Raw genomic sequence first — 13016 nt, forward strand, 5'->3', positions numbered from 1 at the left:
ATCGATGGACCTCATGAAGCATAGAGCAAGACTCTTCGTCATCGGAGCGGCGCCCCTTGCTGCTGCCGTGGGCCTCTTCGCATGCAGCAACGACCCGAAAACGAGCTTCAGTGAGACGGAGGACGCAGGACGCAACGCGCCCGAAGCCTCTGCAGAGGCGTCCTACGACGGAGGCACCGACGCGCGCGTGCCATTCGACGGATCGGACGAGTCGGTCACGTGCACGGCGAAGCCGTGTGTCGTGGAGCTCGTGGCGGGCTACGATCACTTCTGCGCGCGGCTCGAGGACAAGACGGTCCGCTGTTGGGGCAATTCGCTCTACGCCCTGGGCAAGGTCGACGGAGGCGCCGCCTCGAGCGTGTCTCGACCGCTCGCGATGGGGCTGTCGGGGGTCACGCAGATCAGCGCCGGCGGCCGCACGACGTGCGCGCGCCTGGCCGACGGCACCGTGAAGTGCTTCGGCGGGAACTGGGGAAACGAGCTCGCGTTCGATCCGCCGACCAGCGACGTCGATCCGCACGACCCTGCCACCGTGACCCTCGATGGCGGCGCGCTCGACGGTTTCGATCGTGTCGACGTGGGCGAGAGGGGCGTGGTCTTCGCGCGAAAGACGTCCGGCGAGCTCTGGTCCTGGGGCGACAACACCAAGTTCGCGCTAGGCCGCCCCAGGACCGCGACCTACGACGCGTACCTCGGGCCGGGACCGTTCACGTATCTTCCCACGGGCGTCGCGGTCGTGCGCGGCGGCGGCGTGTCGACCGACAGCGCGATCGGCAGCATCGCGTTCCTGATCTCGGGCGACGGCCGGCTCTTCGCGTGGGGGACCGCGAAGCAAGCCATCGCCTATCCCGGGCCGGTGCCAGTCGCCGTCGAAGGGCTCGAGAACGTCAGCAGCGCAGCGATCACGGAGAACAACATCTGCGCCGTCGCCGATGGACACCTCTATTGCTGGGGCGGGAACGGGCGGCTCGCCTGCACGAACACTTCGTACGCACCGACGTCACCCGTGGCGATTCGAACGCGAGGCAGCGCAGGCGCTCAGCAGGTCAGCGTCGGCATTCTGAACACCTGCGTGAGGCTCACCGACGGCACGATCGAGTGCTGCGGTGAGGACACCCGAGGGCAGCTCGGTAGGGCGGAAGCCGATGCTGGAGTCGTCGATCAATTCGGGCCGCTCCTCGCGCCGGTCAGCGCGTTCACCGGTCATGCCGTCCAGGTTGCCGTCGCATCCCGCACGATCTGCGCGCTCGTGCAGGGAGGAACCGTGCAGTGCTGGGGGAGCAACGAATCCGGCCAGCTCGGTCAGGGAACGCTCGACGTCTATCGCCATGCAACGCCCGTCACCGTCCAGTTCGACTGAGGCGCGGAGTAAACTCATGATTCGCTCGTCCTCGGTCATCGCCTCCGTCGCGGTCGCCTCCGTTTTCGCCCTCGCCGCACTGGCCTCCTGTGGTGGAACCGATCGCGCGTTCGCGCCCGAACCTCCCGGTGATTTCGTGTCGGCCGAAGCAGGTCCGCTCGAGACGGGGCCGTCGTGCGCGGGCCTACGCTGCTCGCGCGACCTGAAGAAGGTCGTCGACGGGTGCACCGAGCAGGTCATCACTCCGTGCGGTCCAGATCAGGGCTGCGCCGACGGAGCGTGCGTCGACGCCTGCACGGCCGCTGCAGTCGCGAAAGGCTCGGCGGGTTGCTCGTTCTCGACGCTCCCTCCGGACCAACCCATGCCCTACGCCGGGTCCTGCTTCGCGGCCATGATCGCGAACACCTGGGATCGGCCGGTGACGATCACGGCGGATTACGGCGCGAGCCCGCTCGATCTCAAGGACTCGCTCTTCACCGCAGAGACCGTCGGTTCGGAGACGAAGTACACCAAGCTCGAAGGGCCGCTTCCGGCAGGACAAGTCGCGCTCGTCTTCCTTTCGGAGATTCGCCCGCAGCTGCCGCCCGTCGGCTTCGAGCAGATCCATCAGATCTGCCCGGAAGGAACGCTCGGTGCGTATCTCGGGGATCCCATCTCCCACGGCACGACTGTCACCAAGGCCTTCTCGATCAAGACCGACGCGCCCGTCAGCGCGTACTCGATCTACCCGTATGGTGGAGCGAAGACCCACGTTCCGACGGCGACGCTGCTCTTCCCGACCACGTCGTGGACCACGAATTACCTCGCCATCAACGCCTGGCCGATGATGCGCAACAGCCAGGGCCAGCTGATCGGCGAACCGATGCTCCAGGTCGTCGCGTCCGAAGACGACACTGAGGTGCGGCTCCGCCCGAACGTGAACCTAACCGGCGGCGCCGGCGTCAAAGGCACCGCCGCGGGAGAGACCGTCGCGGTGAAGCTCGCGCGGGGCGAAGTCCTGCAAATCACCCAGAACGAGGAGCTCACGGGGAGCCCCATCGAATCGACCAAGCCCGTCGGAGTCTTCGGCGGCTCGAGGTGCACGTACGTCCCGGCCGATGGCGTTCAGGCGTGCGATATCCTCCATCAGCAGATTCCGCCGCTCTCTACGTGGGGAAACGAATACGCATTCGTCTCGTACCGCGGGCGGATGAGCGGCGGGCTCGCACGAACGGAGATCGTCCCGTATCGGATGGTCGGCGCCGTCGACGGCACCGTGCTCACCTATGATCCTGCGCCTCCGCGCGACGCCCCGATGACGCTTCGCGCAGGTGAGGTGGCCACGCTCTTGACCGACCAGCTCTTCGTCGTGAAGAGCCAGGACGCCGAGCACCCGTTCTACGCGGCCACGTTGATGACCGGCGCTGCCTACAACACCTCGGGTTCGCAGGTCAACGACGGCGATCCGGACTTCGTGAACCTGGTCCCGTCCGAGCAGTATCTCGACCGCTACGTCTTCTTCGCCGATTACTCGTTCCCCGAGACCAGGCTCACGATCGTGCGTCGCAAGTCGCCGCAAGGTTTCATGCCGGTGGAGCTCGACTGCCTCGGGAACGTCGACGGCTTCAAGCCGCTCGGCAGTAGCGGCGAGTACGAGTACGCGTGGGTGGACATGACGACGAACTTCGGCCCCGCAAGCGGTACGTGCCGCGCCGGTCGTCACGAAGCGAAGAGCGAGGGCCCCTTCGCGCTCACCGTCTGGGGCCTGGGCTTCTGCGCGAGCTACGGCTACGCGGGCGGCATGGGAAGCCGACCTCTCACGAAGGTCGAAGTCCCAGTGCACTGACGAGGGCGAGCGCCGGCAGGCGATCCGAGCCGAGGCCAGCCGGGCGTCTCGTGGAGTGTGGTCAGTGTACCGTCACCGTCGTCTTCGAGATCGGGCGGAGGCCGGCGCCGCCCGGGTAGGCGTAGCTGGCGGCGGGGGAAATGCCCCATACGGTGCTGGTGAAGGGGCCGTCGCTATGGATGCGATGGGGGCCGTCGGTGCAGCTGCCGTCGGGATAGGTTTGGGCAGCGCCGTAGGAAGAGAGCTTGACGGTCGTCCACTCGAAGTCGGGCGTGATGGCGTTCCAGTTTCCTAGCGTGCCCGCGCAATCGAGAATGACGTCGTGGAAGACGCCCTTGTCTTTGCGGCGGGTGACGACGACCGAGCTCGAGTCGTAGGTCGAGTCCGAGAAGAAGCCGTAGGTGTCGAGCCATTGATCCGTCGGAATGACCAACACCATTTCCGGATCGCCGATTTCGTACGAGGAAGCGAGGGCCCCGGTCATGTACGCCGCGACGAAGAAGGGGTGGTTGCTGTCCTGGCTGCGGACGACGAACGGCTGGTCCGCGAAGAAGGTCGCGCGCTCGCCGGCGGCGAGGGTCGTCGGCGCGCCGTCCGGCCGCGAGGGGTCGTAGACGAGCTGGACACCGTCGGCGCCGCCGACGAGGCGAATGACGCTCGGATCGCGCTCTTTCTCGCTGCCGTTGGACATGAGCATGGCTCGATTCGGCGCGAGCGCGACGGCGTATTCGCGGCCCCAAGCGGAAACGGGAGGTATCTGCTCGTTCTCCTGATCGGCAAAGGCGACGTCGCTTGGGATGTACATGGCCGTGCTGCCGCCGAAGAGGCCGACCTTCTTGTTCGACTCCATGACCGAGCCGACGAGCTCGTTCTCCTGCGTGATCTGGAGAACGTCGCCGCGCTTCAGGTGGTAGCTGACGAGGGTATTCTTCGGGCTCGCGGCCACTCCTGGACCGCCGAGGATGTCGACCTTCGGCCGAATGTCGATCGACGTGTCGTCGTCGATGGCCAGAACTTGAAGTGTCGGCCTACCAAATTGAGAGAGCGACGGGTTGGCGCCGGCGAGCACGCCGCGGCCGAAGAGGTCGGATTTGCCGCCCCATGAGCTCGTGAGGATGTACTTGTCCCCGAACGACGTGGTCGGAAATAGGAGTGTCGCGCTGGGAAACGCTGTTTTGGCTCCGCCGTAGGGATAAAGCGAATACATCGATACCGGAACGTCGGAGCTGACGAACGCTGCTTGGCCGATTCCCGTTTCGTGCACGACAGGGTCCTTGTCGAGAATCGGTGTGACCCCGTCGGGGCATGACGTGTGGGCCATGGATCCGACAGCGGCTGCGGTGCCCTCCTCGTGTGAGAAGAAGATGACCGCGCCACCGCCCGCGGGGAGCGGTCCGTCGAGTTTCGTGTGGATCACTTTGCCGTCCTGGATCGACGGAACCCAAACGGCGCCGTCGAGCGGGCGATCTTTTCCGTCGAACTCGAGGTGCAGCGTGGCGGGGGAGGTCCAGTTGTTCGCGACGAAGAAGGCAAAGCAACTTCCACGGCTGGCCATGTCGCCATTCGACCCAGGGATCGCGAACGAGCAACCGACGGAGCCGGCGTTCACCGCTGCCGCGCTGCACGGATCGATGCACTTGCCCTCGCCGCAGGCCTGATTTTCTTGGCATGTCTCGATGACGTTGCCGGTACAGTCGAGCACGGAGCGCAAATCGCGCGAGCAGGCGGTACCTGCACACGCTTCGATAGCGGCGTCGTTGCCGGCGCCGGCGTCGGGGACTTCGAAGGTGTCAGACCCGACGTCCCCCCACGTGGAGCGGTCGGAAGTGCAAGCGAGCCACCCGGTCGTGGCGACGATGAACAGCATGAAAATCGGCTTGCGCATGACAGTTCCTCGAGCTCCCTGGCGTCGAGCGCCAGAATTCGCGAAATCCAAATCGATCATTCGAAGGCGACGGCGGCAGGCTCGACGTGAATCGTTTCGTCGCGCGCGCCGCGGCCGAGCTGACCAACGAGATTGTCCCCCCAACAGGCGACCCTGCCGCTCCGAAGAAGCGCGCAAATCGAGCCGTCCATGATCGCGGCCGAGACCGCTTGTTCGTCGAGGCCCGCGATGCGCTGCGGCCGAGGCTTGTCGTCTCCCTCGAGCGTTCCGAGCTGCCCGCTTTGGTTGGCGCCCCAGCAATGAAGATCGCCGTTTGCGGCGATGATGCAGGTGTCATTTCCTCCTGCGAATACCGCCACGGCCTGGACGCCGTCGGGGAGGAGCACCGCCGCGGGGAGTCGCTGAGCGCCCAGCGTGCTGATGCCGAGCTGACCATGGTCGTTTGCGCCCCAGCAATAGACGCCTCCTCCGCGGCTCAAGGCGCAGACGTGAGAGGCGCCGGAGGCGATGCCCGCGATGTCCGAGAGCGCGACGGCGGAAGGTACGGGATCGTTGACGAGCGAGCTCGCACGGGCGAGCTGCGAGTCGACCGAGCTTCCCCACGAGAGAACCCCGCCTTCCGTGCTGAGGACGAAGCCATTCTTCGTGGTCCCTGCGAAGGCGCGCGCGGGATTCGAAATCCTGTCCGCCAACGCGGGGACGGTATTGGCAACTGCGTCATTCCGCGTTGATGCGAGCTGGAACGTGTCGTTCGCTCCCCATGACCACAAGTGGTCGTCGGTTCCGACGGCGAAGGCGAAGGTGTTCGCGAGCGCGACGGATTTGGCTTTGAGGCCCCCCACCACGGCAGGGACGGGGTGGGCCTTGGCCGATGGCGAACTGCCTTGTCCGAGCTGTCCCGAGGCATCCGAGCCGAAACAAGAGACGACGCCGGTGGTCGAGACCACGCATGTCGTGCCCGACAATCCGTTACCGGCGACCGCGACGCTCGCCGCGTCGGTGATGCCTGTCACCGCGCGGGGAGCCGCGGCGAAGGCTGGCATCGGCTCGGCGTCGCTCAGGCCCGTTCCGAGTTGCCCGGAGTCGTTCGAACCCCAGCAGCGAACGCTGCCGTCGTCGAGGACCGCACATGCGTGGCTACCGCCGCGCCCGGCGACTTGCTTCACGCACGGAGTCGTGGTGCATGCAATCGTGAAATCATACGTCGGAGGCGGGAGGGCCGCATCCGCATCCGCATCCCCGTCGCGGGTGCCTTCGCCAGCGTCGGCGGCTTCGCGTCCGGCTTCGTGGGCCGGCGCTTCGGCGTCGCCATCCGCGGTCGGAGTCGAGTTTTGGTCCGAGGTCGAACATGCCAGCACGGCCAGTGCACCGAAGGACGCCAGAAGACCCACCGGCCATCCGAGTGAAATGCGTCGCGAGCTCATTATTTCGGCCCCTTCAGAGCGAAGCCATCACCCACGAGCCACTCGTCCGTGGCATTGCCATGAATCCCGAAAAGCTTTCGCGGCACGAAATCGAATCCCATGTCGATTGACGGCAGCCACGCGAAGGTCGTGCCATCCCAGCGGCTGGCGGTGCCAATCGCGCTGTGAACGCGAACGTCGACCCCGTCGTTTGCCCACGAGAGCAAGAGGGGGGGCGATGGATATTGGTTGTAGTTCGTCTCCGTTATGCCGAACGCATCCTTGAGTGGATTCACCGTGACCTTGCTCGAGGATTGGCCCAGAAAGCCGTATCTGTAAGTCCAACCATTGCCCAGGTCTTCGTATCCAAACACGAAGATGCGGTGATCGTCGTCGGGAGCGTCGGTGACGACGGCCGTGCAGGGGTGGATACCCTGGACGTTCCACAGGGCCCTGTTGAAATCCGTGACCTGTCCTGGGACGAGCTCGAACACGACGGGGTGGACCGACGTAAACGGGCCCGTGCAGGTCGTGCACCCCCCCGCGTAGAGCGCGTAGGTGCCGAAACCCGCACGTCCGAACACGGAGCGGATCTGCAGCGTTGGGTCGCCGAGGTCGTAGCTCGTCAACGTGGACCCATCGAAATGCTCGACGGCCCCGTCGTAGCCGAACCACACGTCCTTCTCGCTCGATCCGTAGATGCCGTGGATATCCTTGGCATGACCGGTCTCCACGCGCATCCACGCGCCGCCGTTCACGCCCGCCGACGAATGCAGCAGTAGGCCTCGCTCTCCGGCGGCCCAGACGTCCGTGGCCGTGCCCCACACGGCGTAGAGCGCGTGAGCTGCACGATACGCGGTCGTCCAGCTCGTTCCGTCCCAATGAAGGATGAAGCCCTCGGCGCTGACGGTCCAAACATCGTTCGAGCTCACGACCCACACACTCTGCAGGGAGAGCGGTGCACCCACGTCCGAGGTGGGGAGCCTGGTCTCGCAAAACCCGGTCTTGCCGCAAATGAGGGGGCGTTCCGCGTCGAGATTCACGTCATGATCGCCGGCCTCGTTCGAGGCAGCGTCGCCAGCGTCGCCCTGGGCAGCTCCGCTGTCGGGCTGGACGCCGATGTCCGGCTCTTGGGATGGCTCCTCGGTGACGCTGTTCGTTGCGCACGCGGCGAGGAACAAGAGCAGGGCCAAGGCTGAGCGTCGCGAGAAGTGATTCATGGAAGTGGCCCCCAATGGAACATGGCGCCCTCGCCCCCTATCCATACGTCGTCCGAGGCTGCTCCCCAGATCGTCCTGAGATTGCCGCGGTAGCCCTGAATGGGAATACGAGACCAACTCGTGCCGTCGAAGTGCAGTAAGACTCCGTTGTCTCCTGCGGCCCAGATGTCGCTCTTCGATAGTCCGAAAATGGCATTGAGCGTCGCGGTCGTACTCGATGTCATCGCGGTCGTGGATGTGCCGTCGACGTGGATGAGTGTGCCTTTCTCGCCTGCGGCCCAGAGCTCGTCTCCTGCGCCCCACCCAGCGAAGAGATCGTTCTGATTGGCAAGCGGAACGATCTCGCCCTGCGTGGGACCGGCATCGGCGCCGGCAAGCGAATAGCGCGCAATCAGACCACGCTCTCCCACGGCCCACATGGCACTCTCGGGAGCCGCGAAGAGAGCGCGGATGTTCATGGCCACCGGCTGTTGGTTCGCGGCCAGGACGGGGGGCGGAAGGGGCCTGAAGGCGGCGTTGTCGAAGTCGAAAACGTCGTAGAGCACGCCTCCTGCGCCGGGAGGCGCATAGGGGCCCTCGCTGCATCCGATGTAGCCGTGTCCGTTGCCGAGCACGACGACACTCGTTGGCGCGTGATAGGGGTCGAAGAGCTCGAACGTGTGAATACTGTCGGGGTCGAGCCCCCGTCGCATGATCCTCGTTCCGGCGATGCCCCATGCCGCGTCGGGCGTCAAAAACACGCTCGATGGCGTCAAGAGGTCGCTCGGGGGCTTGGTCGAGCGGATGTCCGTCCAACCGTGCCCGTCCCAGTGCATCATGAGACCAAGCGAGCCGGCGGCCCATACGTCGCTCGTCGACCTCCCCTGAATCGACGAGACGTAGCCGACGGTGAGTGCCGTCGTCACGCGGCAGACATTTCCGACCGCGCATGGCATGTCGGGTAAAGCGCTGTCGGCGTCGCCGTCGACGGTGGCGTCAGGAGCAGCCTCGGCGCTGGCGTCGTTGCTCGGGACGATGACGCTGACGTCTGGCGTGGCGGAAGTTCCGTCGCTGGACTGAGCGCATGCGGCCAGGGACATGCCAGCAAGCCAGAGCGGCAGGGCAATTCCGACGACGAGTCGGCGATGACGTGAGCGAAAGAGATGCGCGCTCATTTGGTCGTCGGTCCTTCCGTATCGCAGGGAGCGACGAGGCATTCGCCTGCGGAGCAGACTTGTCCGGGCAGACAGGCGTGGCCACAAGACCCGCAGTTGCGATTGTCGACGCGGGTGTCGATTTCGCAGCCGTTGTCGGTGAGGCCATCACAGTCGGCGAACTTTTCTTCGCACCGGCCTCCACAGACCCCCAACGTGCAGGTAGGCGCGTAGTGCGGACGACCGAATCCGGCGCAACGCTGATTGCAGCCTCCGCAGTTGTCCGGATCGTCGTCGGCGTGAACGCAGAGGACGCCGAAGCAGAGCGTCTCTCCGGGGGCGCAGATGCACTGGGGCGTCCCGAGCGGGGGGCTGAAGCAAATCTGGCCAGGCGCACACTTGTCGCCGCATCGGGCGCAGTTCTCTTCCGTGCCGAGCGTTGCTTCGCACCCGTCCGTCACATCGAGATTGCAGTTTGCCTTTGTCTTGTCTTTGCACTTCGGCAACGTGCACTTCTTGTCGCCGCACCCGTAATACATATCGTTGGTCGGAAGCGCCGGCAGACCTGGTCCGGTGGGGTCGCAGCGATTGCCGCAAACGCCGCAGTTGTCGTTGTCTGTCCGCTTGTCCGTGCAGTTGTGCTGGTCCGGGAAGTCGGGAGGCGCGCAGTCGTCCGGAAAACCCGCGGCCTCGCAAACGGGCTTGCACGCGGCACCGGTGCAGACCGTGTCCGCCGGGCACACGTGTCCACAGGCCCCGCAGTTGGTGTTGTCGTTCGCCCGCGTTTCACAGCCATTCGTGGGATTGCCGTCACAATTGCGATAGCGAGGGTCGTCGCAACTGAAGGCGCATTTTCCGTCCACGCATGACCATTTGCTGTTTCCGGTGTTCGGTCCATCGCAACGAACGCCGCAGGCTCCGCAATTGTCGTTGTCGGTAAGCAGGTTCACGTCGCACGGAAAGTTCGACGACGGACACGTCGCGTGAGGTAGCGAGCACGTCGTCACCGGGCACATCGCGGGCGTCTCCGCCGGTGACATCCCTGCGTCGCCTGCGCCGGAGTCGTCCTTGGTGGTGAACGATGGCGAGCTCGGTTCGTCGACACCGACGGTCACGCCATGTTCTGCGCAGCCCGGACTCCCGCCGACCGAAGCGACGAGGACGAAGGTGGCGGTCGCCATCACGGTCTTCGTAGCGAGGCTATTCCTGGTGTTCTTCATGGTCTGGTGCCTCCGGCACACGAGTGCTGAAGGCGCTCCTGCAAGGGAGAGTGGGGGTAGCGCTCCTTGAATCGTTCGGCCTGCACGGTGGCCTCTGCGCTACGCCCTGCGGCGCACAGCGCGAGAACACCGAGCATGGCGCGCTCCGATGCGAGGGTGCCTCGCGGGAATCGCTGCTCGTGCTCAGCGAGGAGCGAAAGCGCTCGATTCGGGTCACCCGCGCTCACGGCCGCGTCGGCGCTTCGGACGAGGCGCACCTCCTCCTGAAGTGACGATGTCGCTTCAGACGCGACGGGAGGCGAGTGGTGCTCCGCCGAAGGTGACGTCGCCGAAGCCGACGGAGCCGCTCCCGATGCGACGAGATTCTCGTCGACGGTCGGCGCGGAGCCAACGGCGCGACGCATGGGTTCGGAAGGCGCCGTTGGTCTGGGCGTCACCGCTCCCGACTCCGTGGGGCGTCGACCATCCGCCTTCGCTTCCGCCGCGGAGGCGAGCGCATGAGGAGTCGAGATCGTAGGAATGTCGGGCGCCGCGACAGGCGCATTCGCGATCGGGCTCGAGAGCTCGCCCGCCGAGGCGGAAGGCGTCGGCGCGGTCGCGCGGGGCGCCACTCCTGGTGCGCTCGTCGTCGGGGGAGCGAGATCGCCGCTGCTGGAACGCGACCACGGGAGCGCAACGGTCACCACGAATGCCGAGATGACGACGGCGGACAACGTCGCGAACCGGAGCGTGCTGACGACGCGGCCTGCGACCGGGGAACCGATCGTGTCGCCGCCAGGAGTAGAAGGGGCCGGCGGCGCATTCGCGAGCACCGCTCGCTTCATTCTCTCGCGCCGCTCGCTGTCGAGCGCCGGCACGTCGCCTGCGAGCTCGAGCAGTTTCGATGCTTCGGAGCTGAGGTCGTTTGGTTGTTTCATGGGTTATGCCTGCGAATGCGATCGACGAAGGCCTCGAATTGCTCGCGTGCAGCGCGGTGCCGCGAGTAAACCGTCGGAAGCGGTATCTCGAGCAACGCGGCCACCTCGGGGCCCACTTTCTTTTCGATCTCCATGAGGACGAAGACGGTGGCTTTCTCCTCGCCGATTTGTTCGAGGAAGCGCCGAACGAGACTCCCAGCCTGGGTCCGCGCGAGCGCGACGTCGGGCTCGTCGTCCGGTGCAACGAGGAGGTCGGGGTCGACCGATTCACCGAAGGCGTAGGGGCTCTTTCGCTGCAGATGACGCCGATGCTGGCGGACGAGGAGGAGGAGGACACGGAAGAGCCACGTTCGCAGCGACGCCCTTCCTTCGAAGTCGTCGAGGCGACGGAACGCCACGATGAAGACCTGCTGGACCAGGTCCTCGGCGGCAGCCTCGTCGAGCCCCATTCGGAGCGCGGATCGCCAGAGATAGTCGACGTGTGCGTCGTAGATTTCGGCAAACGTCGGCAACGACTCAGCCGCCGCTATCGGCGGTCCTTCACGAAGGAGTGTCTGGGGCGCGGTCGACACATGCCACTGTGGCCGCGACGAACTCTATCTATCAAAAAAGATCCGTCAGATCGCCCCGCGGGCCTTAGCGCAACGGTGAGCGCAGGAGGCTCGTAAGGTGGAGGTGCTTCGAGACGGACGCCGTGCCTGCGTTGGACATCGAGCCTTTGGGGAGGCAGTGCGGTCGCGATCGCGAAGCCCATTTGCGATATCGCGCGGGGGCGATGGTTTCGATCGGTCGAGCTTCGCCCGGGGCCGCCGCAGCGCGAGTGCGCGGATGCGAGCGCAAGCGCATTCCCAGCCGGACAAACGAACCGTGGGGAGTGGCGCACCATGTCCCCCTTGTTCGGCCGCGGGCAGGATGATTTACTGCCGTGCGTTCTGGTGCGAGCGCAGTGGTGTTCCCCCTCGCGGGATCGGTACGCGGCGATCGCCGTACGACGAACGATGGGGAGCGATGTGCGTCGGATCGCTCAGGAGCGGGGTTGGCTGGCCGGACGGTGCAACGCCTTCATGAGGGTGTTCCTGGGCGGCATCCTCTTGACGCTCTTCGACGCGAGCGCTGCAAGCGCAGAGTCCGAGCCGCCAGCAATCCCGAAACTGGAGCTTGAATGGACCGCCCCGGACGAGTGTCCAACTCGTGCTTCCGTCCTCTCCGAGATCGAGCGAATCGCAGCTCGACCTGTAGCGCGCGAGTTCCGAGCCCGCGTGACGGTGGCGCGAGGACCCTCCGGCGAGTACCGCGCACACATCACGATGCGCGTTGGTGCCGCGTTCGACGAACGTGATGTGGAGGGGGCGACGTGCACCGAGATTGCCGATGCTTCGGCGCTGCTCATCGCGTTGGCCTTCGCACCCGAGAGCCTCTCCACGCCGCCGCCGCAGGAGAGCGAGAAGCCCTCCGCCGCTGTCGAGCCCCGCGCGCGGACGAAGCTATCCGCTGACGGATCGAGGACAGCTCCCCACCGCGCGACTCTTCATGTCGGAGTCACCTTCGGGCTCGATGCATTTGCATTGCCTCGACCCGTTCCCACGATCCGTCCGACGGTGGCCATCTCGAGCGATCGCTTGCTTTTGACTCTCGAAGGATTCGCTTCGCCGACCGTCAGCGAGACGCTTCCTGGAGAGCCCTCCAAGGGGGCTTCCTTTCGCCTCCTGGGAGCAAAGCTCGCGGGCTGCTGGATGTTCGGAGCGAACCGACTTCACGTCGGGCCCTGCATCGGGCTCGAGATGATGGGAATCGAGAGTCACGGCTTCGGCGTGACCCAGAACTTCAATGCCATCACGTGGACCCCAACCACGGTCGGAGAAGCTCGCCTCGCCTGGACGCCCGTGCGCCATTTCGAAGCGCTTCTTCAGTTGGGGGTGGGGGTCCCCGCAGAGCAGCTCGTGTTCGACGTCTCATCGACATCCGGCGCGGAGCGCATCCATCGCGTGGCCCCCGTCACACTCGCCGTCGGGCTCGGCATCGCGAGAACTTGGGACTTCTTTCATTGATGGAA

Annotated in this window: 10 protein-coding genes; 3 read left to right on the top strand and 7 right to left on the bottom strand. The window is 65.6% G+C overall.

Annotated elements, in window-relative coordinates:
• Positions 1–13: 13 nt before the first annotated feature.
• Both AKJ09_RS31790 and AKJ09_RS31795 read left to right on the top strand, forming a co-directional pair.
• Complete coding sequence (locus AKJ09_RS31790) at positions 14–1360, top strand: RCC1 domain-containing protein (RefSeq protein WP_169928030.1); 1347 nt, start codon at positions 14–16, stop codon at positions 1358–1360.
• 16 nt (positions 1361–1376) lie between these two features.
• Positions 1377–3185 (top strand): IgGFc-binding protein, encoded by a 1809-nt coding sequence (locus AKJ09_RS31795; RefSeq protein ID WP_146651616.1) that lies wholly within the window; start codon positions 1377–1379, stop codon positions 3183–3185.
• 61 nt (positions 3186–3246) lie between these two features.
• Here the strand turns inward: AKJ09_RS31795 and AKJ09_RS31800 are convergent, their stop codons facing one another.
• Genes AKJ09_RS31800 through AKJ09_RS31830 form a run of 7 tightly spaced genes read right to left on the bottom strand, consistent with a single transcriptional unit; the run spans position 3247 to position 11475 of the window.
• Positions 3247–5070 carry an IgGFc-binding protein gene (locus AKJ09_RS31800; protein ID WP_146651617.1) on the bottom strand — a complete coding sequence of 608 codons (1824 nt, stop codon included), beginning with the start codon at positions 5068–5070 and terminating at the stop codon, positions 3247–3249.
• Positions 5071–5126: 56 nt separating this feature from the next.
• Positions 5127–6494, bottom strand: coding sequence for an RCC1 domain-containing protein (locus AKJ09_RS31805; protein ID WP_146651618.1), 1368 nt, complete (start codon positions 6492–6494; stop codon positions 5127–5129).
• Positions 6494–7693: a WD40/YVTN/BNR-like repeat-containing protein gene (locus AKJ09_RS31810; RefSeq protein ID WP_146651619.1), complete on the bottom strand. Its 1200-nt coding sequence runs from the start codon at positions 7691–7693 to the stop codon at positions 6494–6496. Before AKJ09_RS31810 ends, AKJ09_RS31805 begins: the two co-directional genes overlap by 1 nt.
• Positions 7690–8847, bottom strand: coding sequence for a hypothetical protein (locus AKJ09_RS31815; protein WP_146651620.1), 1158 nt, complete (start codon positions 8845–8847; stop codon positions 7690–7692). Before AKJ09_RS31815 ends, AKJ09_RS31810 begins: the two co-directional genes overlap by 4 nt.
• Positions 8844–10046, bottom strand: coding sequence for a hypothetical protein (locus AKJ09_RS31820; RefSeq protein ID WP_146651621.1), 1203 nt, complete (start codon positions 10044–10046; stop codon positions 8844–8846). The genes AKJ09_RS31815 and AKJ09_RS31820 overlap by 4 nt, the downstream gene beginning before the upstream one ends.
• Positions 10043–10963, bottom strand: a complete 921-nt coding sequence (locus AKJ09_RS31825; RefSeq protein ID WP_146651622.1) for an outer membrane protein assembly factor BamD — start codon at positions 10961–10963, stop codon at positions 10043–10045. The genes AKJ09_RS31820 and AKJ09_RS31825 overlap by 4 nt, the downstream gene beginning before the upstream one ends.
• A complete protein-coding gene (locus AKJ09_RS31830) occupies positions 10960–11475 on the bottom strand; it encodes an RNA polymerase sigma factor (RefSeq protein ID WP_169928031.1) in 516 nt (171 codons plus the stop codon). Before AKJ09_RS31830 ends, AKJ09_RS31825 begins: the two co-directional genes overlap by 4 nt.
• Positions 11476–12222: 747 nt before the next feature.
• On the opposite strand from AKJ09_RS31830, the gene AKJ09_RS31835 reads away from it, so the two are divergent.
• The gene (locus tag AKJ09_RS31835) at positions 12223–13011 is read left to right on the top strand and encodes a hypothetical protein (protein ID WP_205633860.1); all 789 of its coding nucleotides are present in this window, start codon (positions 12223–12225) and stop codon (positions 13009–13011) included.
• Positions 13012–13016 lie beyond the last annotated feature (5 nt).

Source organism: Labilithrix luteola, assembly GCF_001263205.1.
In the GTDB taxonomy this organism is placed as follows: Bacteria; Myxococcota_A; Polyangia; order Polyangiales; family Polyangiaceae; genus Labilithrix; species Labilithrix luteola.

What these genes read in the sequence shown, in the direction of transcription:
- AKJ09_RS31790 (WP_169928030.1), top strand. Translation starts at nt 14, where the DNA reads ATGAAGCATAGAGCAAGACTCTTCGTCATCGGAGCGGCGCCCCTTGCT.
- AKJ09_RS31795 (WP_146651616.1), top strand. Translation starts at nt 1,377, where the DNA reads ATGATTCGCTCGTCCTCGGTCATCGCCTCCGTCGCGGTCGCCTCCGTT.
- AKJ09_RS31800 (WP_146651617.1), bottom strand. Translation starts at nt 5,070, where the DNA reads ATGCGCAAGCCGATTTTCATGCTGTTCATCGTCGCCACGACCGGGTGG.
- AKJ09_RS31805 (WP_146651618.1), bottom strand. Translation starts at nt 6,494, where the DNA reads ATGAGCTCGCGACGCATTTCACTCGGATGGCCGGTGGGTCTTCTGGCG.
- AKJ09_RS31810 (WP_146651619.1), bottom strand. Translation starts at nt 7,693, where the DNA reads ATGAATCACTTCTCGCGACGCTCAGCCTTGGCCCTGCTCTTGTTCCTC.
- AKJ09_RS31815 (WP_146651620.1), bottom strand. Translation starts at nt 8,847, where the DNA reads ATGAGCGCGCATCTCTTTCGCTCACGTCATCGCCGACTCGTCGTCGGA.
- AKJ09_RS31820 (WP_146651621.1), bottom strand. Translation starts at nt 10,046, where the DNA reads ATGAAGAACACCAGGAATAGCCTCGCTACGAAGACCGTGATGGCGACC.
- AKJ09_RS31825 (WP_146651622.1), bottom strand. Translation starts at nt 10,963, where the DNA reads ATGAAACAACCAAACGACCTCAGCTCCGAAGCATCGAAACTGCTCGAG.